Source organism: Pseudomonas sp. NFACC41-3, assembly GCF_900109505.1.
GTDB lineage: Bacteria > Pseudomonadota > Gammaproteobacteria > Pseudomonadales > Pseudomonadaceae > Aquipseudomonas > Aquipseudomonas chlororaphis.
The window spans coordinates 173,005-194,469 of the sequence record NZ_FOAE01000003.1 but is presented as its reverse complement, the minus strand read 5'-3'; the positions used below and the strand labels follow the sequence as shown (position 1 = coordinate 194,469).

Annotated in this window: 16 protein-coding genes and 2 pseudogenes; 8 read left to right on the top strand and 10 right to left on the bottom strand. The window is 64.9% G+C overall.

The features are described 5' to 3' along the window. Positions 1-181: 181 nt before the first annotated feature. From BMY68_RS15105 to BMY68_RS15090, 4 genes are read right to left on the bottom strand one after another with little or no spacing between them, the layout of a single operon-like run. Positions 182-2,086 carry a cation-translocating P-type ATPase gene (locus BMY68_RS15105; protein WP_085532701.1) on the bottom strand — a complete coding sequence of 635 codons (1,905 nt, stop codon included), beginning with the start codon at positions 2,084-2,086 and terminating at the stop codon, positions 182-184. After that, positions 2,083-3,141 carry a protease modulator HflK gene (locus tag BMY68_RS15100; protein ID WP_085532699.1) on the bottom strand — a complete coding sequence of 353 codons (1,059 nt, stop codon included), beginning with the start codon at positions 3,139-3,141 and terminating at the stop codon, positions 2,083-2,085. Before BMY68_RS15100 ends, BMY68_RS15105 begins: the two co-directional genes overlap by 4 nt. Then, complete coding sequence (locus tag BMY68_RS15095) at positions 3,138-4,181, bottom strand: protease modulator HflC (RefSeq protein ID WP_007927627.1); 1,044 nt, start codon at positions 4,179-4,181, stop codon at positions 3,138-3,140. Before BMY68_RS15095 ends, BMY68_RS15100 begins: the two co-directional genes overlap by 4 nt. Continuing rightward, positions 4,178-6,145: a protease modulator HflK gene (locus BMY68_RS15090; protein ID WP_085532697.1), complete on the bottom strand. Its 1,968-nt coding sequence runs from the start codon at positions 6,143-6,145 to the stop codon at positions 4,178-4,180. Before BMY68_RS15090 ends, BMY68_RS15095 begins: the two co-directional genes overlap by 4 nt. Before the next feature lie 240 nt (positions 6,146-6,385). On the opposite strand from BMY68_RS15090, the gene BMY68_RS15085 reads away from it, so the two are divergent. The 6 genes and pseudogenes from BMY68_RS15085 (at position 6,386) to lpdA (ending at position 13,703) form a co-directional block, all read left to right on the top strand. Further along, a complete protein-coding gene (locus tag BMY68_RS15085; protein ID WP_053263172.1) occupies positions 6,386-7,039 on the top strand; it encodes a CDP-alcohol phosphatidyltransferase family protein in 654 nt (217 codons plus the stop codon). Positions 7,040-7,049: 10 nt separating this feature from the next. Further along, on the top strand, positions 7,050-8,807 hold the full coding sequence (locus tag BMY68_RS15080) for a bifunctional alpha/beta hydrolase/class I SAM-dependent methyltransferase (protein ID WP_085532695.1): 1,758 nt from the start codon (positions 7,050-7,052) through the stop codon (positions 8,805-8,807). Continuing rightward, positions 8,807-10,147 (top strand): annotated as a pseudogene (locus BMY68_RS15075) (phosphatase PAP2/dual specificity phosphatase family protein); the annotation flags it as partial. The gene BMY68_RS15080 and the pseudogene BMY68_RS15075, both read left to right, overlap by 1 nt. 459 nt (positions 10,148-10,606) lie before the next feature. Further along, the gene (locus BMY68_RS15070; protein WP_062824171.1) at positions 10,607-11,230 is read left to right on the top strand and encodes a lysophospholipid acyltransferase family protein; all 624 of its coding nucleotides are present in this window, start codon (positions 10,607-10,609) and stop codon (positions 11,228-11,230) included. 1 nt (position 11,231) lies between these two features. Next, positions 11,232-12,164 carry a phosphatidate cytidylyltransferase gene (locus BMY68_RS15065; protein WP_009041426.1) on the top strand — a complete coding sequence of 311 codons (933 nt, stop codon included), beginning with the start codon at positions 11,232-11,234 and terminating at the stop codon, positions 12,162-12,164. 138 nt (positions 12,165-12,302) lie between these two features. Next, on the top strand, positions 12,303-13,703 hold the full coding sequence (lpdA, locus tag BMY68_RS15060) for a dihydrolipoyl dehydrogenase (RefSeq protein ID WP_085532693.1): 1,401 nt from the start codon (positions 12,303-12,305) through the stop codon (positions 13,701-13,703). Positions 13,704-13,844: 141 nt separating this feature from the next. Here lpdA and BMY68_RS15055 read toward each other — a convergent pair whose 3' ends face one another. Further along, the gene (locus BMY68_RS15055) at positions 13,845-14,318 is read right to left on the bottom strand and encodes an Lrp/AsnC family transcriptional regulator (RefSeq protein ID WP_009041428.1); all 474 of its coding nucleotides are present in this window, start codon (positions 14,316-14,318) and stop codon (positions 13,845-13,847) included. Between the two features lie 145 nt (positions 14,319-14,463). Between BMY68_RS15055 and BMY68_RS15050 the strand changes: the two genes are divergently transcribed. Further along, on the top strand, positions 14,464-15,090 hold the full coding sequence (locus tag BMY68_RS15050; protein ID WP_085532691.1) for a LysE family translocator: 627 nt from the start codon (positions 14,464-14,466) through the stop codon (positions 15,088-15,090). A gap of 167 nt (positions 15,091-15,257) precedes the next feature. Here the strand turns inward: BMY68_RS15050 and BMY68_RS15045 are convergent, their stop codons facing one another. The 5 genes and pseudogenes from BMY68_RS15045 to BMY68_RS15030 all read right to left on the bottom strand — a co-directional run bounded on the left by BMY68_RS15045 (position 15,258) and on the right by BMY68_RS15030 (position 19,991). After that, a complete protein-coding gene (locus tag BMY68_RS15045; protein ID WP_085533174.1) occupies positions 15,258-16,082 on the bottom strand; it encodes a class I SAM-dependent methyltransferase in 825 nt (274 codons plus the stop codon). Positions 16,083-16,142: 60 nt separating this feature from the next. Then, positions 16,143-16,232 (bottom strand): annotated as a pseudogene (locus BMY68_RS30125) (hypothetical protein); the annotation flags it as partial. Further along, the gene (locus BMY68_RS15040; protein ID WP_085532689.1) at positions 16,229-17,116 is read right to left on the bottom strand and encodes a class I SAM-dependent methyltransferase; all 888 of its coding nucleotides are present in this window, start codon (positions 17,114-17,116) and stop codon (positions 16,229-16,231) included. The gene BMY68_RS15040 and the pseudogene BMY68_RS30125, both read right to left, overlap by 4 nt. Next, complete coding sequence (locus tag BMY68_RS15035; protein ID WP_085532687.1) at positions 17,116-18,420, bottom strand: glycosyltransferase; 1,305 nt, start codon at positions 18,418-18,420, stop codon at positions 17,116-17,118. The genes BMY68_RS15040 and BMY68_RS15035 overlap by 1 nt, the downstream gene beginning before the upstream one ends. Then, entirely contained in the window at positions 18,420-19,991 is a 1,572-nt protein-coding gene (locus BMY68_RS15030) for a glycosyltransferase (protein ID WP_085532685.1), read from the bottom strand. Before BMY68_RS15030 ends, BMY68_RS15035 begins: the two co-directional genes overlap by 1 nt. Before the next feature lie 428 nt (positions 19,992-20,419). On the opposite strand from BMY68_RS15030, the gene BMY68_RS15025 reads away from it, so the two are divergent. Further along, positions 20,420-21,334 carry a GDP-mannose 4,6-dehydratase gene (locus BMY68_RS15025; protein WP_085532683.1) on the top strand — a complete coding sequence of 305 codons (915 nt, stop codon included), beginning with the start codon at positions 20,420-20,422 and terminating at the stop codon, positions 21,332-21,334. Positions 21,335-21,465 lie beyond the last annotated feature (131 nt).

The following is a 21,465-nucleotide window of genomic DNA, read 5'->3' as shown; positions in this document are numbered from 1 at the left end:
TGATAGCTGAAATTCATCAGTGCCGGCAGTGCCACAATCCCTGCTGAACAGCCAGCCGACCGTCCCGGAAGCTGGGTCCTCTTCACAGATGACCGCCAAGCGGGCGCACAGTTCGACCTAGTTTAATTCTAGCTCCAGACGCTCAAACCCGCGCTTTCCAACCGACTCTTCAAGCCCGCCCCTACAGCTTCAACAACGGCTCCTGGAAACGCAGCAAGCGCCCGGCATTGCCCAGCACCAGCAAGGTGCTGAGGTTATGCAGCAGCGCCGCGATCATCGCCCCCGCCGCGCCAAGCCAGCCGAACGCGGCAAAGGCGACGATGGCCAGGGTCCAGCCCAGGCCGATGATCACATTGACCTGCAGGGTCTGGCGGCACTGGCGGCTCAGGCGCACACAGGTGCCGAGGCGCCGCAGGTCGCTGCCGATCAGCACGATATCGGCCGACGCCAGGGCAATGTCCGCCCCGCCCGCGCCCATGGCCACGCCGACCACGCCAGCCTTGAGCGCCAGGGAATCGTTGATCCCGTCGCCCACCACCATCGGCCGGAAACCGCTGTCGATTTCCCCCAGCACGCGCTTGAGTTTGTCTTCCGGCAACGCCTGGGCCTCGACATCGCCGATGCCGACATCCCGCGCCAGGCTGTCGGCCACGCTCTGGCGGTCGCCGGTCAGCAGCAGCTGGCGGCCCAGCCCCAGTTCGCGCAGCTCGTCGAGGGCAAAACGCGCTTCCGGCTTGACGCTGTCGGCCAGCAACAGCCAGGCGAGAAATTCGCCGTTCAACGCCAACCCGGCAATCGGTCCGTCATGTTCGGGCACCGCCGTGGTGGCGATGCCGAGCTGGCCGAACAACTCGGGGCGCCCCAGGGCGGCCTCGCCCTGTTCGGTCTGCGCCACCACGCCCAGCCCCTGGCGCTCGCGAATATCCGACAGCACCAGGAAATGCTCCTGGGCCACCAGGCCGGCCAGCGCGCGGCTGACCGGGTGGCTGCTGGCCGAACCGAGGCTCGCCGCCAGGTTCAGCAAGGCCTGGCGATCTTCCCGCGGGCTGTCGATCGATTGCAGGCGCAAGGTGCCGAAGGTCAGGGTGCCGGTCTTGTCCACCACCAGCGAGGTCAGGTCCGCCAGTTCCTCGAGGAACGCCGAGCTGCGAATCAGGATGCCGTGCCGCGCCGCCACGGCGATCCCGGCAATCGCCGTGGCCGGCGCGGACAACACCAGGGCACAGGGACAGGCCGCCACCAGCACCGCGAGCATCGCCTGGGCATCGTGGGTGATGAACCAGGTCACCGCCGCCAGCAACAACACCAGCACCATGTAGCTGCCAGCGTAACGTTCGAGCAAACGGGTGATCGGCGGCTTGGAACGCTCGGCGCTTTGCATCAGCGCGATGACCTTGCCCAGGGTCGATTCGTGGCCGGTGCGGGTCACTTCCAGGCGCAACAGGCCGTCGAGGTTGATCGCCCCGCCGAACACCTGCATGCCGACATCGGCCTCCAGCGGCACCGACTCGCCAGTGATCGGCGCAGTGTCGAGGCTGGCCTGTCCGGACAGCACCAAACCATCGGCGGGCACCCGGTCGCCGGCGCGCACTTCGACGATATCGCCGGCCTTGAGCGTGGCGTTGTCCACTTCCAGAATGCTGCCGTCGGCCTGCACTCGTCGCGCATGGCTGCGGGTCAAGCGGCCCAGGGCATGAATGGCTTCCTGGGAGCCGATGACGCTGCGCTCTTCCAGCACGTGGCCGAAGATCATGATGATCGGCAACAGCGCCGCGGTCAGCAGGTCGCCCGTGGCCCAGGCGCCGAGCATGGCCAGGGCGATCAACTGGTCGGTGATGCCATGCAGGCTCGGGTAGCGCAGGCTGTACCAGGCCGAACGCATCACCGGCAGCGCCACCAGCAACGAGGCGAACCCCAGCAGCAACTGGCTGACGCCGGTCTGCTCCGGGGCCAGCCAGCGCCAGACCAGGCCCAGGCCGAGCAGCCCCAACGCGAGCATGGCCAGGGTCAGCTGGCGCGCGGCGCTGCGTTGTTCGGCAGAGGTGAGCATGCTCGCCGGCGCGGCGGCATGGGTGTGAACAGTCATGGTTGGGCTCCCTGAATGATCAGGCGGGAATCGTCTTTGGGGTTGACCGTGGTCACCGAGCCGGCCTGCCCAAGGATCTTCGGCAAGCGCTCACGGTAGATACGCAGGAGCATTTCCGGGTCGGTGCCATTACGTTGCGCCTGGGCCAGACCCTGGATGGTCGCGGTATCGGCCTGGGCCTTGGCCAGGCGTTCACCGGCCTGGGCGTGCGCCACCTGCAAGGTGCGGTCGGCCTGTTCGTTGGCGGTTTGCGTGAGCTTTTCGGCTTCGGTGCGGGCGTTGGCCACCGCCTTGTCGGCCTGCTGGCTGGCGGTCAGCACCGCATTGAAGGCGCTGACCGCCGGCCCCGGCAAACTGGACTGGACGTCGACCCGAGTCACTTCGATGCCGATCCCCTGCCCGGTCGCCGCCAGATCCGCCAGCCGCTGGTTGATGCCTTGCACCAGATCACCGCGCAGCCGTTCGCGACGCTCGGCGGCCTGGTTGTCGGCCCCGATCAGTTCCGGACGCGCCACCAGAATGGTGTCCAGATCGCGGGCGGCGGTCAGGGCCAGGGCACTGCGGGTCACCAGTCGATCCAGCGCCGGCAACACATGCTCGTCCTGCAATACAAAGGCATAAGGCTCGGTGACCTTGTAGAACACCCGCACATCCAGCTGCACCACCCCGGCGTCGCCGGTCAGCAGATAACCGGAACCGGCCAGGGCATCGCTCAGCGGTACGGCGAAACTGGCCACCTTGTCACCCTTTAAGGCCGCATCGGAACGCAACAGGCTTTCCACCCGGCGTTCGATCACCCGGTCTGCGGCGGGCAACAGCACCACTTGTTCGAACGGCTGCGGCCAGGCCAGTAACAAGCCGGCGTTCTGGATGCGATCCAGGGCACCAAAATGCAGGACCACCGCGCGATTCTGTGGATCGATCTGCCGCACATTGGAAAACGCCCAGGCCAGGGCTGCCAGCACGGTCACCGCATACAGGGCGAGAAACGCCAGGCGACCGGCCTGAATCCATGGGCTGCCCAGTTCATGTGTTCCACGTGGAACCAAACTCATGGTTGCGACCCGGCGGCTTTATTGCCGAGGGTCGGCGGCCCGTCCACCAGCACCCGGAATGGCGCGGCATCGGTGCGCAGAATCAGCTTGGTGCCTGGGGTTACCACAGTGCCCAAGGTGTCCAGCGAACGCAGCAGGTTGTACAGCTGCGGCGAACCGGCGTAGGCGCGGCCGTAGATCTCCGCCGCCTGCACCCGCGATTGCGCTTCGATGTCCGCGGCTTTCACCGTGGCATCAGCCTGGACGATGCGCGCATCGCGCTCGGCGGCGGAACGGATTTGCGCCGCTTCGCGCTTGCCGATGGCCGTGCGTTCAGTGGCGATGGTTTCACGCTCGGCGCGCATGCGGTCGACGGTGGCGGTCAGGGTCACCGAGGGCAGGGTCAGGCGTTCCACGCCGACTTGCAGCACGCGCACACCATAAGTACTCAACAACTGCTGTTCGATCTGTTTGCGCAATTGGGCTTCGAAGTCGGCGATGCGCACCTTGCTGGCATCGGTGTTCACCAGATTGGCCAGGTCGAAACTACTGGCGGTGGTTTCCAGGGCCGAGCCGACAAAGGTACGAATTTGCCGCGCCGCTTCGTCCGGCTGGTTCTGCACCGCGCGCATAAAGCGCTTCACGTTGTCCGCATCGCCCTGCACCTGCCACGCCACATAGGCCTGGACGATGATGCGCAGACCGTCGCGGGTGCCGACATCCTGCAAACCGCTGGAGGTGGTGCGCAGGCGCAGGTCCACCGGGATCGCCGCCTCGAACGGTGCCGGCCAGCGCCAGCCGAGGCCCGGCTCCAGCAACACCCGCGCCGGGTTGCCGAAACGGGTAATCACCGTGGCTTCGCCGGAGCGCACTTGCACCAGGCTTGCCGCGGCGACGGCGAACAACACCAGCAACAGCGCCCAGGCCATGCGCCGCCAGGGAAACGGCCCCGCCTCTTCCGGCGCGCCGTGGTGGTGATGATGGTGTCCGTGATGATGGCCGCCGTGGCCGTGATCGTGGCCGGCGTGATCCTGATGATCGTGGGAATGGGACTGGCTCAATGGATGGCTCCTGGCTGAGCGGTGTTACCCGGTACCGAAGGCTCGGTCGGCAAAATGAATGTACGCAGGTCGAGGGTCGGTGCGTTGGCGCCGCCCAGGCGATGATCGAGCACCAGCAACTTGGCGTTGCGCAGGCCCTGGCTCAGCTGGCTCAAATACTGCTCCAGCACGAATGCCTGGCCGGCGCTGGCATAGGCCTTTTGCTCGGCGCTGAACCGCAGGTCGGCCGCTTGCGCCGTGGCCTGCACTTCATGGGCCGTGGCCTGGGCCTGATCGCGGGCGATGCTGGCCTGCAATTGCGCCTGGTTGGTCTGCTCGCTGGCCGCGCCACGCTCGCGGGAGATCAGCGCCTGGGCGCCGATCTGCGCGGCCTGGACGCCGTGATAAGCATTGGCGGCGCCGGCCGGCGGGTGAATGGCCTCGACCACGGTGGCGAGGATCTCCACCCCGCTGTCGAGTTTCTCCAGGTCGGCCTGCACCGCGCGGCCGATATCCTCGGCCAGGTTGGTACGGTCTTCGCCCAGCAGGCCGTCGAGGGTACGCGAGGCGAAGTCGTGGACCAGGATGCGGCTGGCGGTGCTGCGGATCAGCATCGGGATGTCGGCGCTGTTGTAAGTCGCCGCCAGGGCCGCCTGATCGCTCAGGCCGATGCGATAGACGAAGCGCACGTCCATATTGACGATCTGGAAGCTCTGCTTGTCGGCAGCGCCGCTGGCAATCACCTGGGACTTGTCGTTGACATGGCTGGCGTCCCACAAGCGGTTGGCCACCAGTGGGGGCGGCCCTTCGGCGGAGGCCGGTTCGATCACATTGGGCGCTTCGCCGACGCTGGTGGCCAACTCGTGCACCACGCCGTTCTCGACACTCAGCACCCGGCCCAGCGGCCACGGCAAGCCCGCATGCAAACCTGGGCCAAAGACCGCCACCGGCTTGCCGAAACGCTCGTAGATGCCCCGCCCCTGCAACGGCACTTCATGCAGGCCAGTGAGCAGCCAGCCCACCCCGAGCACCACCAGCAGCACCGGCAGGAACGCGCGGCGCATATAAGTGAAGGCCCAGATCTGCCGCAGGTCGATGCCGAAGCGGTTGTGCAATTCGTGCTGCAAGGCCAGCAAGGGTTGCGGCGGCCAGCGCAACAGGTCGGCGACCACGCTGTGGGCCAGCATGCGCGGCTCCAGTTGCGCGCGACGCGGGCTGAACAACGACAGCACCGCGCGCAGCAGGAACTCCAGGGCCACAAGGGCCGGCAACACGCCGAGCAACACGCCCAGGCGCACGGGCCAGAGCGCCGTGTCGCTGCTGAACAACAGGCACAGCGCCGCCAGCACCAGGCTGATGATCGCCACTCGCGCCAACTGCGCCAGCGCCGCGGCTTCCGGCCATTCGCCGGGGTGTTCCTGGCTCAGTTGGCGCTCGAACACCAGCAAGCCGAAGGCCAGCAACAGCGCCAGCACCGCGCCGACATTGCCCGCAAGGCCCAGGGTCGCGGCGGGCAGGCCGAGGTTCCACGCCTGCTCGATCACCAACAGCACCAGCAAGGCCCAACCGCCCAGCCACAAGGTCGGCGCGCCGATCTGCGCCAACAAACTGGACCAACGCCGGCTGATGCCCTCCAGCAGCCGCTCGTACCAGCCGTCGTCGGGTAGCGGTTCATCCGCAACCGGCTCCGGGCTCGGCGCCACCTCCGGCGCCCGCAACGCGCGCGCGCGCCAGGCACTGACCCAGCCCGCCGCCTGCAGGCCGCCGACCAGCACCAGCAAGGCCGCGGCCAGATTGACCAGCAACGCCGGCCATAAGGATTGCGGGGCAAACAGGCCGACGAAAAACGCCAACACCAGCCCCACCCCGGCCAGCCCCGCCAGCCCGATGCCCCAACGCTTCAGACGGCGTTCGTGAAAGGCCGCCCGCTGAAACCTCGGCAAGGCTTCGACCCCCGCCCCTTCAGTCTCAAGATCGACTTGCATAGCACCCCAACGCTGGTCGTTAACCCATTCCGGCCTGTGGATAACTCTCCAGCAGGCCGCTGTATTTGTCACAAATCGTTACGATATAACGATAGTAGTGAAATTTTCGTCCCTTACCTATGCCTTTATTTGCCATGGGCGCGTCACAAACCCAGGGAAAACCGCTGCTGTGCTGATGCCAGCCCGCGAGATCTGGGGCCATAATCCGTGGCCCACTTTGTGACAAGGAAACGTCCAGCCATGCTCTCCATCTACCAGCTCAAACCGCGCTTCCAGAACCTGCTGCGGCCATGGGTCCAGCGCCTGTACGAGAACGGCACCACGGCCAACCAGATCACCGTGCTGGCGGGAGTGATTTCGGTGCTGGTGGGCGCCCTGATCGCCAGCTTCGCCAGCCACCTCTGGCTGTTTATCCTGATCCCGCTGTGGATGATCCTGCGCATGGCGCTGAACGCTATCGACGGCATGCTGGCCCGGGAATTCGGCCAGCAATCGCGCCTGGGCGCCTACCTCAACGAATTGTGCGACGTGATTGCCGACAGTGCGCTGATCCTGCCCTTCGCACTGATTGCCGGCGTCAGCCTGCCGCTGGTCCTGTTGGTCACGCTGCTGGCGCTGTTCAGCGAATACGCCGGCGTGCTGGGGCCGATGATCGGCGCCTCGCGCCGCTACGACGGGCCCATGGGCAAGAGCGACCGGGCGTTCGTGCTCGGCGTGCTGGCCACCGGCATCGCCCTGGGCTGGCTGAGCGCCGCCTGGATCAACGGCGTGCTGGCGCTGGTCGCCGCGTTGTTGGTCTACACCTTGATCAACCGGGTTCGCCAGGGCCTGCTCGACGTACAACAGCAAGACACCCAACGACAAGAAGTCCAGCAAAACGCCCCCTCGGAATAAGGAAGTTGCCATGCGCGAAGCTCTCCACCAGACCTTCACCACCCACGACGGCATCGAGCTGTTCTACCGCCACTGGCCGGCCACCGCCGCCCCTTCGGACGCCCCGCGCCAGGCCGTGCTGCTGTTCCACCGCGGCCATGAACACTCCGCGCGCATCGCCCATCTGGTGGACGAACTGGACCTGCCGGCCTTCGATTTCTTCGCCTGGGATGCCCGCGGCCACGGCCAGTCGCCCGGCGCCCGTGGCGACAGCCCGAGCTTCGCCACCAGCGTGCGCGACGTGCAGACCTTCTGCGATCACCTGCGGGCCAGCCACGGCATCGACGAAGAACACATGGCCGTGGTGGCCCAAAGCGTCGGCGCAGTAATTGCCGCCACCTGGGTCCACGATTACGCGCCGCGCATCCGCGCCCTGGTGCTGGCGTCGCCGGCGTTCAAGGTCAAGCTCTACGTGCCTTTCGCCCGCCCGGGCCTGGCGCTGATGCGGCGTTTTCGCGGCAACTTTTTCGTCAACAGCTACGTCAAGGCGCGCTTCCTCAGCCACGACCCGGCGCGCGTGGCCTCCTATGACAGCGACCCGCTGATCACCAAGGCGATCTCGGTGAACGTGCTGCTGGGCCTGTACGAAGCCGCCGAACGGGTGGTGGCCGATGCCCAGGCGATCCAGGTGCCGACCCAGTTGCTGATTTCCGGCGCCGACTTCGTCGTCCATCGCCGGCCCCAGGAGCAGTTCTTCGAGCGCCTGGGCAGCCTGCACAAGGAAAAACACATCCTGCCGGGCTTCTTCCACGACACCCTCGGCGAGAAGGCCCGGGCCCCGGCCGTCGCCAGCGCCCGGCGCTTCATCCTGCAGAACTTCGCGCGACCGCTGAACCGCCCGGCCCTGCTCGACGCCGACCGCCTGGGCCTGACTTGCGCCGAGTCCGAGGCGCTGGCGGCGCCCCTGCCGCACAACTCCCTGCGTGACCTGTACTGGCGCATGACCCGCGCCAGCATGCGCCTGGGCAGCCAGCTCTCGGCCGGGGTCAAACTGGGTTTCGACACCGGTTTCGACTCCGGCAGCACCCTGGACTACGTGTACCGCAACCAAGCGACCGGCACCTCGGCCCTGGGCCGGATGATCGACCGCAACTACCTGGACTCCATCGGCTGGCGCGGCATTCGCCAACGCAAGCTGCATGTGGAAGAACTGCTGCGCCTGGCCATGGAAAAACTGCGCGCCGAGCAGCGCGAAGTGCGCATCGTCGACATCGCCGCCGGCCACGGGCGCTACATTCTCGAAGCCTTGCAGGGGGTCAGCCCGCTGCCGGAGTCGATCCTGCTGCGCGACTACAGCGACATCAACGTGCGCGACGGCAGCGCGTTGATCGCCGAGAAAGGCCTGGGCGAGATTGCCCGTTTCGTCAAAGCCGACGCCTTCGACCGCGACGATCTCGCGGCCCTGGCGCCCAAACCGACGCTGGCGGTGGTCTCCGGTCTGTACGAGCTGTTCGCCGACAACCAGATGGTCAGCGATTCCCTGGCGGGCCTGGCCGCCGCCGTGGAGCCTGGCGGTTACCTGGTCTACACCGGGCAACCCTGGCACCCGCAGCTGGAGCTGATCGCCCGCGCCCTGACCAGCCACCGCGCGGGCCAGGCCTGGGTCATGCGTCGCCGGACCCAAGCCGAGATGGACCAACTGGTGGAAGCCGCGGGGTTCCGCCGGATCACCCTGCGCGTCGATCAGTGGGGCATTTTCAGCGTGTCGCTGGCGCAGCGGGTGCAATGATGACGGTCGCCGCGACATACACCCGCGAGCCCGGCCTGCTGAAACCCGCGGTGCTCTGGCTGTTGCTGCTGGCGCCACTGTTTTTCGGCACTTACGGCTTCGCCACCTGGGTCACCGCGCAACGCGCCGAGGTCGGCAGCCTGGTGTTCGACTGGGAGCGGCAGATGCCGTTCTGGGCCTGGAGCATCGTGCCCTACTGGTCGATCGACCTGCTGTACGGCTTTTCCCTGCTGTTGCCCACCAACCGCGAAGAGCTCAAGCGCCACGCCCTGCGGCTGCTGACCGCGCAAGTCATCGCCGTCAGTTGCTTCTTGCTCTGGCCGCTGCGTTTCACCTTCCAGCGCCCGGAACTGGATGGCCTGTTCGGCTGGCTGTTCGACGTGCTGGCCGGCTTCGACAAGCCGTTCAATCAGGCGCCGTCACTGCACATCGCGCTGCTGGTGGTGCTGTGGGTCTGCTACGCGCGGCATGTCCAGGGCGCCTGGCGCTGGCTGGTGCACGGCTGGTTCGCGCTGATCGGCGTGTCGGTGCTGACCACTTATCAACACCACTTTATCGACGTGCCCACAGGCGCCCTGGCCGGCTGGCTGTGCGTCTGGCTGTGGCCGCTGGACCGCCCCGGCATGCTGCACAACCTGCGTCTGGCCCGCGACCGCCAGCGCTGGCGCCTGGCGTTGTTCTATGCCGTGGGCGCCGCGGCGCTTGCCATCCCGGCCTTCGTCTGCGGCGGGGCCTGGCTGTGGCTGCTATGGCCGGCGGTGTCCCTGCTGCTGGTTGCGCTGAACTATGGGCTGTTCGACGCCAAGGGTTTCCAGAAGGGCGCGGACGGCCGCCTGGGCAACGCCACGCGCTGGCTGCTGGCGCCTTATCTGGCGGCGGCCTGGATCAATTCCCGGCTGTGGACACGCCAGCATCCACAGCCCGACGAGGTTGTGGATAACGTCTGGCTGGGGCGCATCCCGACCCCGGGCGAGCTGCAGGACAGCCCGTTCAGCGCGGTGCTCGACCTGTGCGCCGAGCTGTCCGTGGATGGCCGCCACCTGGCCTATCGCTGCGTGCCGGTGCTCGACCTGACCGCGCCCACCACCGCGCAATGCCGCGAGGCCGCGCAAGCCATCGAAAGCCTGCGCGAACACGCGCCGCTGCTGGTCTGCTGCGCCCTGGGTTATTCGCGCAGCGCCACTGCCGTGGCCGCGTGGCTGTTGTACACAGGCCGCGCCGCCAGCGTCGATGCGGCCATCGTGCAGATCCGTCGCGCACGTCCGCAGATCGTCCTGCAACCCGCGCATCGCCGGGCCCTGGAGCCTTTATCCACAGCCCTGGGGAGCGCCCATGGCCACTGTGATATGGAACTGCATGCGGTGGCCAGCCTGTTGCGCCGCGGGCATTCGCTGGACCTGTTATCCACAGGCCTGAGCCTGCTCGGCGCCCTGCTCGGCTTCGGTCAGTGGTTGCTCGGCGTGTCCACCCCCTGGGCCATCGTCTTGAGCGTCGCCCTGCTGGTCCTGGGCTTGCTGCAAAAGTACTGGGCGCTGCGGGTGGCCTTCGATGCCGAGCTGTTTCAGCGGGTGGCGGACAGCCCGCTGCCGCTGGCCGAGCACAGCGTCGCCCTGGACCAGGCGCTGAGCGCCCTCGGCCTGCAACCGGCGAATGCCGGCGGCCGCCCGTGGCAACAACGCAGCCAGGGCGCCCTCAACCTGTTGCGTCGCCAGGCCTGGCTGCTGGCGGCGCAAGTACTGCTGACACTGGGCTTCATCCTGGCCAGCCCCTGGCTGGCCATCGCCGGATAAGGAATTCTCATGCTCGAACCCCTGGTCGCCACCCTCATCACCTCCGCCGCCCGCACCATCACCGGGGCGCGCAGCCTGTGGCTCGGCTGCGGGCCGCAGGCGGTGCAACGCATCTACTTCGCCAACCACAGCAGCCATGGCGACTTCGTGCTGCTCTGGGCCTCGCTGCCGCCCGCGCTGCGCAAGGTGACGCGGCCGGTGGCCGGCGCCGATTACTGGCAGACCCGCCCACTGCGCCGCTACATCATCAACCGCGTGTTCAATGGCGTGCTGATCGACCGCGAGCGCAAGGAGCCTGTGGATAACCCCTTGCAGCCGATGCTCGACGCCCTGGCCAACGGCGATTCGCTGATCATCTTCCCCGAAGGCACGCGCAACCTGGAGGAGGAAGGCCTGCTGCCGTTCAAGAGCGGCCTCTACCACCTGGCGAAAAGTTACCCACAGGCCCAGGTAATTCCAGTGTGGATCGCCAACCTCAACCGCGTGATGCCCAAGGGCCGTTTCCTGCCCCTGCCGCTGTTATGCACCACCAGCTTCGGCGCGCCGCTGTCCCTCGAGGACGGCGAAAGCAAAGAGCACTTCCTCGAACGCAGCCGCGCAGCGCTGCTGGCCATGGCCCCGGAGCATTCTTGAGATGGATAGGCAAACCCTGATGTTGTTCGGCGGGATCGGCGCTGTACTGGTGCTGGCCTCGCTGATCGGTTTTCTGCTCAAGCTGCGCAGCCGTGGCGCGCCGAGCTCGGTGATCGACAACCTCAACGCGCGCATCAACGCCTGGTGGGTGATGGTGCTGGTGATCGGCGTCGCCTTCTGGCTTGGCACCAGCGCAGTGATCCTGCTGTTCTACGCGGTGTCCTTCTACGCCCTGCGCGAGTTCCTGACCCTGATGCCGACCCGGCGCAGCGACTACCCGGCGCTGGTGGCGGCGTTCTACCTGGCCCTGCCGGTGCAATACCTGCTGATCTACTTCGACTGGTACGGGCTGTTCTCGATCTTCATCCCGGTCTATGTGTTCCTGCTGCTGCCGATCCTCGCGTCCCTGGGCGGCGACAGCACGCACTTCCTGGAACGTGCCTCCAAGGTCCAGTGGGGGCTGATGATCGCGGTGTTCTGCGTGTCGTTCGTCCCGGCGCTGCTGACCCTGGACATCGCCGGCTACGAAGGGCGCAACCTGCTGCTGATCGCCTACCTGGTGATCGTGGTGCAGATGTCGGACGTGTTGCAGTACGTCTGTGGAAAACTCTTCGGCAAACGCAAGATCGCCCCGCGGCTGTCGCCATCCAAGACCGTGGAAGGTTTTGTTGGCGGCATCCTGCTGGCCTCGCTGATCGGCGGCGCGCTGTGGTGGATCACCCCGTTCACTATCTGGCAGTCGTTCCTGATCGCCCTGCTGATCAACCTGCTGGGCTTCGCCGGCGGCATCGTCATGTCGGCGATCAAGCGCGACCGCGGGGTGAAGGACTGGGGCCACATGATCGAAGGCCACGGCGGCATGCTCGACCGCCTGGACTCGGTGTGTTTCGCCGCGCCGATCTTCTTCCACCTCGTGCGCTACTGGTGGACCTGAACACCCCCGCCCCGGTTCTTCTGTAGGAAGACGCAATTGCGTGCTTGACCGGGGTTGTTTTGCGCGCTCATATTACGGCCATAATTTTTTGCTCGACTACCTTTAAAGCCTTCTTTTTCCGATTGCAGGAGAACAGCCATGAGCAGCTACGACGTCGTCATCCTCGGTGGGGGTCCCGGTGGCTACAACGCCGCCATTCGCGCCGGCCAGCTGGGCCTCAAGGCCGCCTGCGTCGAAGGTCGCGCCACCCTCGGCGGCACCTGCCTGAACGTCGGCTGCATGCCCTCCAAGGCTTTGCTGCACGCCTCGGAGCTATACGACGCGGCCATGGGCAAGGAATTCGCCGAACTGGGCATCGAGGTCAAGCCCAGCCTCAACCTGGCCCAGATGATGAAGCAGAAGGACGACAGCGTGGCCGGCCTGACCAAGGGCATCGAGTTCCTGTTTCGCAAGAACAAGGTCGACTGGATCAAGGGCTGGGGCCATATCGACGGCCCGGGCCAGGTCACGGTGACCGACAGCGCCGGCGGCAAGACCCGGTTGCAGGCGAAGGACATCGTGATCGCCACCGGCTCCGAGCCGACGCCACTGCCCGGGGTGGAGATCGACAACCGGCGCATCCTCGACTCCACCGGCGCGCTGTCCCTCGGCGAAGTGCCCCGGCACCTGGTGGTGATCGGCGCCGGGGTGATCGGCCTGGAGCTGGGTTCGGTCTGGCGGCGTCTGGGAGCCCAGGTGACCGTGGTCGAGTACCTGGACCGCATCTGTCCCGGGGTCGATGGCGAAACCGGCAAGACCCTGCAACGGGCCCTGGCCAAGCAGGGGATCGCCTTCAAGCTCGGCACCAAGGTCAGCAGCGCCAGCACCTCGGCCAACGGCGTGCAGTTGAGTATCGAGCCGGCAGCGGGCGGCACCGCGGAGCTGCTGGAAGCCGACTACGTGCTGGTAGCCATCGGGCGCCGGCCTTATACCCAGGGCCTGGGGTTGGAGAACGTCGGCCTGAGCGCTGACCCGCGCGGTATGCTCGCCAACCGCCAGCACCGCACCGAGGCTCCCGGCGTGTGGGTGATTGGCGACGTCACGTCCGGGCCGATGCTCGCCCACAAGGCCGAGGACGAGGCCATGGCCTGCATCGAGCAGATCGTCGGCAAGGCCGGCGAAGTGAACTACAACCTGATCCCCAGTGTGATCTACACCAAACCGGAGCTGGCCAGCGTCGGCAAGACCGAAGAGCAGCTCAAGGCCGAGGGCCGGGCCTACAAGGCCGGCAAGTTCCCTTTCACGGCCAACAGCCGGGCCAAGATCAACCACGAGACCGAAGGTTTCGCCAAGGTCCTGGCGGACGCGCAGACCGATGAAATCCTCGGCGTGCATTTAGTAGGACCGAGCGTCAGCGAAATGATCGGCGAGTACTGCGTGGCCATGGAGTTTTCCGCCTCGGCCGAAGACATCGCCCTGACCTGCCACCCGCACCCGACCCGCTCCGAGGCGTTGCGCCAGGCAGCGATGGATGTCGAGGGGATGGCGACGCAGATGTAGAGCCCGGTCCCGCCCCTGTAGCCGCTGCCGCAGGCTCGGGCCGCGTTCGGACGATAAGGCCGAAGGCCTTCAGCGATCTTCAGATCCTGCGCGCCCTTCGGTCGCGATCGCAGCCTTCGGCAGCGGCTACAGATGATCGCGTCAGGCCGGTAAATGCCCCAGCGGCAACGCGCCCGGGGTTTTCACCGTGTGGATCGCGAAGTTGCTGCGGATATCGCTGACGCCCGGCAGTTTCAGCAGGCTGCCGGTGAGAAAACGGTCGTAGGCGCGCAGGTCCGGCACCACCACCTGCAGCAGGAAGTCCGACTCGCCGGACACCAGAAACGCCGAAAGCACCTCCGGCAGCGCCGTCACCGCCCGGTGGAAGGCTTCGGAATGCTCGTCGGTGTGCCGCTCGACCTTGACCCCGACGAACACCGTCAGCCCCAGGCCCACTTCATCGCGATCGAGGTTGGCCTGGTAGCCGCGAATCACCCCGGCTTCTTCCAGCATCCGTACCCGGCGCAGGCAGGGTGAAGGAGACAGGCCGATCTCCTCCGCCAGTTGCACGTTGCTCAGGCGACCGTCGCGCTGCAGGGCGGCGAGAATCTTGCGGTCGTAGGCGTCCAGTTTCATTTTTGGCATTTTCCGATAGTTACTCCATGTTCAGGTGGAAGATTATGCCAATTTCCGCGTGCATGCTGGCTGACTACGCAAGCACCTGCCCTGCCCTTCGGCCCTAGACTCTACCTACCGAGTCGACAACGAAAGGGGTGGCAAGGTGGCGCAACTGTGGATGTTTTTCCTGGCATTGGCGGTGGTCTATCTGCTGCCCGGCCCCGACATGATCCTCCTGCTGCAAACCGGCGCCCGCCAGGGCAAGGGCCTGGCGCTGGCCACCGCGGTGGGCCTGGCGATCGCCCGGGGCTGCCATGTGGCGCTGGCGGCATTGGGCCTGGCCACCCTGTTCAAGGCCGCGCCCTGGACCTTCGAGGTGGTGCGCCTGGGCGGGGCCACCTACCTGTTGTGGCTCGGTGTGCAATGCCTGCGGGCCAACCTGCTGCCCTGCCTGCAGGACGGCCAGGCCGCGAGCGCACTGCGCTGGCGTGGAGCGATCCGCCGCGGCCTGCTGACCAACCTGCTCAACCCCAAGGCGCTGCTGTTCTGCTCGGTGCTGCTGCCCCAGTTCATCGACCCGCAGGCCGGCCCCGTGGCCGCGCAGTTCGCCAGCCTCGGCCTGCTGCTGGTACTGGTGGGGTTACTGTTCGACAGCGCCTACGCCCTGGCCGGCGCCTGGATCGGCCGCTGGCTGGCGCACAACCGCGCCGCCCAGCGGGTCCAGCAATGGCTGTTCGGCAGCCTGCTGATCGGCTTCGCCGTGCGCCTGACTTTCGTGCAACAGGCCTGAGGCTCTGTAGCCGCTGCCGCAGGCTCGGGCCGCGTTCGGACGATCGCGACCGAAGGGCGCGCAAGGCCGAAAGATCGCTGAAGGCCTGCGGCCTTATCGCAGCCTGCGGCAGCGGCTACAAAAGCTTGCGTCCTGCCTCATTCACGTGGGCAATAGCCCGCGCCGGTTCAGGCCGGCTTGCGGGCAATGATGACCTGGCTCTTGGCGACCACGGCGTCCAGCGCGTGCTTGATCTGCACCCCGCGCGGCGAGTTGAGGATGGTCTGCCAGGTGTTCGCCCATTGGTCGAGCAACGGGTGGTCGGGGTTGCTGAATTCGACCTTGGCTTCCCAGAACAGCAGCATCCACATCGACCAGTAGAAGCCGTACTGGCTATGGCTCAGCACCTCCAGCCCGGCGTCGCCGACCATCTGCTTGAACTGCTCTTCGCTGATGATGCGGATATGGTTGGGCTTCTGGAAATACTCCGGCGCGGCGATGTCCTTTTGCAGGTCCTCGGAGCTCGGGTGCGGCACGCTCAGCAGGTACAGCGCGCCCGGCTGGCCGACCCGCACCAGCTCGCAGAGAAACTGCGCCGGATCGTCCACATGCTCGATGACCTCGGTGGACACCACGCGGCTGGCGGTGCCATCGGCAATCGGCAGCGGGTTGCAGTCGGTGACATGGCATTCCACGCCGCGGGCCGGCGTATCGCTCAGACGCTGGCGCGTCGCCTCGACCTTGGCCGCGTCAATGTCGGCAATGATGATCTTCGCCCCGCGCATCGCGCAGTAATGCACGTTACCGCCGTCACCACAGCCAACGTCCAGCAGGGTGTCCTCGGCCGTCACCGGAAAGCCGGTGAACAGCTCGCCGTTTTCCTGGTTGAACCAGCCGCTGAGCATGGCGTCCTGCAGGCCAAGCATGTACGGATCGACCTTGGCCGGCGACAGTGCGTCGGGCGTCACGGCCGCAGGAGCGCTCGCCGTGAGTTTTTTCAGAAGGCTCAGCATGAAGTGACTCCAGTGGAAGGAACGGGGGAACGGGATGCCCAACCAGGCGAGCCCGTCGCGAAACAGATTGCCTTGCAGATGATGGAACACCACGCCCAGCACCGCGATGCCCCGCAGCAGCTCGATGTCCATGATCCGCTTGTCGTTCAAGACAGCTCAGCCACGGCGCCGGGCAGCGGCTTGCGGGCGATGATGACCTGGCTTTTCGGCATGAAGCCATCGAGCACCTGTTTGATCGCCAGCCCGTCGGGTTGCGCCAGCAGCTCCTCCCAGGTCCGCGCCCAGCCTTCCATCAGCGCCGGGTACGGCGCCTGGATGCGGTCGCGCACGGCGCCCGGCGGCTCGCGTCCGGCGGCCCGTTCGCTGGCCCAGAAAAAGATCATGCCCATGACCCAGAAAAAGCCCGTGGCCTGCCGATGTTCGATGACCAGCCCGGCGTCCTCGATCATCTGGCCAAAGCCTTCGCGGGAAAAGATCTGCACATGGTTCGGCGCGCGGTAGTAGCCGGGCGGCGCGATGCCCTTCTGCAAATGCTCGCCCACCGGGTCCGGAACGCTGATCAGGTACTGCGCGCCGGGACGGCCCATGCGCACCAGCTCGGCGAGGAACGGCTCGGGCTGTTCGATGTGCTCCAGCACTTCCATGCACACCACTTTGCTCGCGCAGCCCTGGGCCAGCGGCAACGGCAGGCTGTTGCTGACCAGCCCCAGGGCGGGCACGTCCGATTGCTCGGCGACTTGCCGGGCCAGGTCGCGCACCTTGTCGAACTCGCTGTCGGTGAAAATCACCGAAGCGCCCTGGCGCATGGCGAACAGCGTCGCCACGCCCTCGCCGCAGCCGACATCGAGCAGGGTGTCTTCGGCGCTGATGGCAAAGCCCTTGAGCAGCTCGCCGGTTTCGGAACGGAACCAGCCATCGAGCATGGCGTCGCGCAAGCCGCAATCGCGGGGAGAAACCGCAGGCCTGGGCGCTTCGGCCAGCAGCGGCGCAGGCAACGGCGCGCCCCTGCGCAAACGCCGCAGAAACGCCCGCATCACGCGGGAAGCCCGGGGGTCGCAGACGCCTTGCGCCGCTCCAGCACCTGCTGGAAGAACTCGCCCAGGCGCTGTTCGGCCGTGGCCTGGCTACAGAAGCGCCGCAGGCTTTCGACCGCATGGCTCGACATGCGCGCATAACGCTCGGGGTCCTGCAGGGCAACGTCGTAGCTGGCACGATAGGCCGAGCACAATGAATCCCAATTGGTGATGTAGCGCAGGGTCCGGTAGGCGGCCCGCGGATCGTGAGGCCAGGCGGTCAACTCGTCGGTGGAGTCGACGATGAAGGTGTTGTCGTGGTCGATGTAGTCGGCCATTGCGGTGTTGCACGGCGCCACCGCCGGCTTGCCGCAGGACATGAACTCCATCAGCGGCAGGCACTGCCCTTCGCCGAACGAGGAATTGACCACATAGCGGGTGGCCTCCACCAGCCGCTCGTAGTCCGGGTCGGACAAAAAGCCGTGGATCAGCACGATCCGGCACTGGTAGGACTGGTTCTTGTAGAGGTGGTGCAGCATGTCAGCCAGCGCGTTGCCGATATCGTGGTGGGTCAGTTTCAGCACCAGGGTGGCGTCGGCACAGTCGCGAAAGGTGGTGCAGAACGCACTGATCATGTCCTGCCAGTTCTTGCGCCCGTCGTAGGGGTTGAACACCGAGGTGTAGACCACCCCGTCGAGCAGCAGCTGGCAGTCGCGGGCCGTGGCATCGAGCGCCAGCGGCATATCTTCGCGCAGTGTGCCCGGGCCGTAGGCACTCAGGTCGAGGGTCCGGCTGTCGAGCAACAGTCCGTGCAGGTTGAGGGTCACCCGGGACGCCCGTGGCTGCTTGCCCAGTTGCTCGCCACGGCGGGCGAAGCGATCCCAGACCGGGGCCGGGATCGCGCAGATCGGGTAGTCCTCGCCCATCACCTCGCGCACCGCTCGCACGGTAAAGCTGGAGTGGGTGATCGCCGCGCCCGCGGTGCCCAGGACCAGCCGCCAGTCATGGCGCGGCTCGCCCTGCCAGCTTTCGGTGGGAATGGTGCTGAACTCCCAGGCGAACACCGGGATGGTCGGGCAGGCGTAATGGTTGGGCGTGCGATGGGGCGGCGAGAACGACAGGAAGATGCACGCCTCGCCGCGGCTCTGGCAGTCGAAATACAGGCGGTCCACCAGTTCGTCGGGGTTGCTGACCTCCAGCACCTGGCCCAGGCGTTCCAGCACCGGCCGGAACTCCTTGAGCACGAAGTAGTAGCTGTATTCGGGACGGCCCAGGTTCTGCTGGATGTTGCTCTTGTTGGTTTCCGAATGGATGAGGATCAGCATCAGGCGTTACCCGCCACGGCCAGGGAGGATGCGCCATCAGCCTCGGTCAGCGGGGTCAGGGCGAAGAACTCCCGCAGGCGCCCCTGGACGCTGGCGAAGCTGCTGTACTCCTGCATGCGCCGGGCCGCGGCCAGGGACATCGACTGGTACCCCGCGGGGTTTTCCTTGGCCATGCGGTAACTGTCCTGGTAAGCGTTTTTCAACGAGCCCCAATCCGGGCGGTGACGCAAGGTACGGAACAGGATGCGCGAGTCCTGCGGCCAGATCGCCGGCTCCTGGCTGGACTTGACGACAAAGGCCACCTCCTCGTCGATGTAATCGAGCATGGCCGTGTGCAGCGGCGCGATCACCGGTTTGCCGCAGGCCATGAACTCCATCAGCGGCAGGCACAGGCCTTCGCACCGCGAGGCGTTGACGTAGAAACTGGCCGCGCCGTACAGCCGGGCGAACTGCTCGTCGTCCAGATAGCCGTGCATGGCCACCACCCGGCAGCTGAACGGAGACAGCTGCGACAGCAGGGTCAGCATTTCGACGTAATAGGTCGACAGGTCGTTCTGGGTCATCTTCAACACCAGGGTGGCGTCTTCGGTGTCGCGCATCGCCCAGCAGAACGCGGTAATCAGTTGATGCCAGTTCTTGCGGCCGTCGTCGGGGTTGAACACGCTGACATAGACCACGCCATCGACCTGGAACTCCACCTGCTGGTCGGTGGCCGGAAGGACAGCCTGGGGGTGTTCATCTTTGGGCTCTGGGGTCGAAATATTAGGATGCTGGCTTGCCCGTGATAAGCGTATGGCATTGGGCAAAAGATCTCTAATCACTGCCCTATACCATTCACGTAAATAGTGCTTGGTGATGAAGACTTGCCGCCTTGGCGTGGCACGAGCAACTTCCCGGGCCCACTCACCCAGATAACGCTTGCTTGAAAACAGTCGGCGCTTCCAGGACGGCAGCACGGCCTGAGGAGCCACCTCCGATGACATGCTTTCGTTACCGGAGATGGGCGCAATCAAACCATCAGCAGAAAGTCCCAGCAGCCAGCTGTCGATGATGCAGCCCGTAAACTGCATGGCAACGCTGGGGTTTACCGGTACATGGGAGGGTTGGCTACGAACATCAGCAAATTTTTCCCACAAGGGAGTGGGCAAAACCAGTACCGGGAAATCTTCGCCTAACGCGCGACGCACAGCCTGTGCGGTATGAGTGGACAAAGTGATGACCCGACCATGACGAGCCAGTGTATGGCTCCAGTCCTGCTGCGAGTCAGCATCCCAATGCTCATCAGGGATCGTATCGTACTCCCAGGCGACCACACAGAGCGTAGGACAAGCCAGATCAGTTGGGGTTTTCTGGGGAGGTGCGAATGAAATGAACAGGCTTTCTTCACCTTCAGAGCGCAGTTCCTGATAGAGCCTGTCGACTTCTTCAGTCGATTGCACCACATGAACCCGACCGAGGCTTTCAAGTACAGGCCGATACGCCTTGAGCACGAAGTAATAGCTGTATTCGGGACGACCGAGGCTGTGCTTGATGGAGCTATCGTTGACGTCCGAGTAAAGAATGAAATTCATGGCATCTCACGATGAAACAGCCATCCCGGCCATTTCACACTACGACAGTAGAATCGATGAGTAACCCGGCTTCTACAGGGCCCATCAATCGATCCCATACCGTCTACGTTCTTGTTCTATTGGTCAGTTTCGCGTGGCCAGAAACAACCATGCTGAATATCTGGGCAGTCGATGCGAGGGCATTCTAAACACATCCCTCAGGGATTCGGGAAGAGCCACCAAGATTTTTCCGAGCTCCAATAGCGAGAACTTACCGGTCACGATAGGACCTGTTGAAATTGCTTTGAAATTGGCACAGATTGATAGCCACATAACTACAAAAATAACTTCGCCAACCGGCTGTATCTGGCAGCTTTCAGAAAATCTGCTTTCTTCAATATGGAAAGGTATCGAGATTTTGTCGAAGTTACCGTGCAAGGGGTCGTCGCTTGAAGAAACGTCTATTCGCAACGGGTCTGACCGGATTCGTGGGACGTCACATCCAATCCCGCTTGAGCAAGCCTGACTCAAAGTGGGATCTGTTACCTGCTGCCTCAACCTACGATCTGTCAGATCCCTCCAGCCTTGAAGGCTTATGGCCAGAATTGCCGGACGCAGTAATCCACTTGGCCGGACAGACCTTCATACCCGAAGCATTTCGCAATCCAGCCAGGACCTTCCAGATCAACCTACAGGGTACGCTCAGCCTGCTACAGGCCCTCAAATCGCGTGGTTTTTCCGGTACGTTTATCTACGTCAGCTCAGGCGATGTCTATGGCCAAGTGAGCGAGAACGCCTTACCCATCGACGAACACCAGCCGCCCTCTCCGCGCAACCCTTATGCGGTCAGCAAACTCTCGACCGAGTTCCTGTGTCTCCAATGGGGCATGACTGAAAAATGGCCGGTCATGGTTGCAAGATCGTTCAATCACATAGGTGCCGGGCAAAAGGAAAGCTTTGTCATCGCCAGTGCAGCACGCCAGATCTCCAGGATCAAACAAGCCCTACAAGCGCCCATACTTGAAGTGGGAGATATCGACGTAACCCGTGACTTTCTCGATGTCAGTGATGTCGTGGCAGCTTACCTAGCGCTGCTGGAGAAAGGCTCACCGGGTCAGATATACAACGTCTGCTCAGGCAAAGAACACAGCATCCGCGAGCTGATAGAACAACTCGCAGACCTCGCACAGATCGAGATGAAACTGTATCAGGACCCCACCCTCCTACGCCCAACTGAACAACGTCGCGTCTGTGGCAACTACACAAAGCTGCAGCAAGCCACCGGATGGACGCCTGAAGTCACGACCAAACAATCCTTGCAGGCAATTCTCGCCGACTGGGATACACGGGTACTACAAGAATGACAAAGAGTGGGCTGAACAAAGGAGTCTCTGCACAAGATGACCATCCCCCGAGCAGGCATCAACCAATCATCCACATTGCTATCGGCTGCGAAAGTCGCCAAACGAACCAAAGATTTGTCGATCTGGTGATC

Coding starts and splice junctions, on each gene's coding strand:
- BMY68_RS15105 (WP_085532701.1), bottom strand. CDS start 2,086: ATGACTGTTCACACCCATGCCGCCGCGCCGGCGAGCATGCTCACCTCT.
- BMY68_RS15100 (WP_085532699.1), bottom strand. CDS start 3,141: ATGAGTTTGGTTCCACGTGGAACACATGAACTGGGCAGCCCATGGATT.
- BMY68_RS15090 (WP_085532697.1), bottom strand. CDS start 6,145: ATGCAAGTCGATCTTGAGACTGAAGGGGCGGGGGTCGAAGCCTTGCCG.
- BMY68_RS15085 (WP_053263172.1), top strand. CDS start 6,386: ATGCTCTCCATCTACCAGCTCAAACCGCGCTTCCAGAACCTGCTGCGG.
- BMY68_RS15080 (WP_085532695.1), top strand. CDS start 7,050: ATGCGCGAAGCTCTCCACCAGACCTTCACCACCCACGACGGCATCGAG.
- BMY68_RS15070 (WP_062824171.1), top strand. CDS start 10,607: ATGCTCGAACCCCTGGTCGCCACCCTCATCACCTCCGCCGCCCGCACC.
- BMY68_RS15065 (WP_009041426.1), top strand. CDS start 11,232: ATGGATAGGCAAACCCTGATGTTGTTCGGCGGGATCGGCGCTGTACTG.
- lpdA (WP_085532693.1), top strand. CDS start 12,303: ATGAGCAGCTACGACGTCGTCATCCTCGGTGGGGGTCCCGGTGGCTAC.
- BMY68_RS15055 (WP_009041428.1), bottom strand. CDS start 14,318: ATGAAACTGGACGCCTACGACCGCAAGATTCTCGCCGCCCTGCAGCGC.
- BMY68_RS15045 (WP_085533174.1), bottom strand. CDS start 16,082: ATGCTGAGCCTTCTGAAAAAACTCACGGCGAGCGCTCCTGCGGCCGTG.
- BMY68_RS15040 (WP_085532689.1), bottom strand. CDS start 17,116: ATGCGGGCGTTTCTGCGGCGTTTGCGCAGGGGCGCGCCGTTGCCTGCG.
- BMY68_RS15035 (WP_085532687.1), bottom strand. CDS start 18,420: ATGCTGATCCTCATCCATTCGGAAACCAACAAGAGCAACATCCAGCAG.
- BMY68_RS15030 (WP_085532685.1), bottom strand. CDS start 19,991: ATGAATTTCATTCTTTACTCGGACGTCAACGATAGCTCCATCAAGCAC.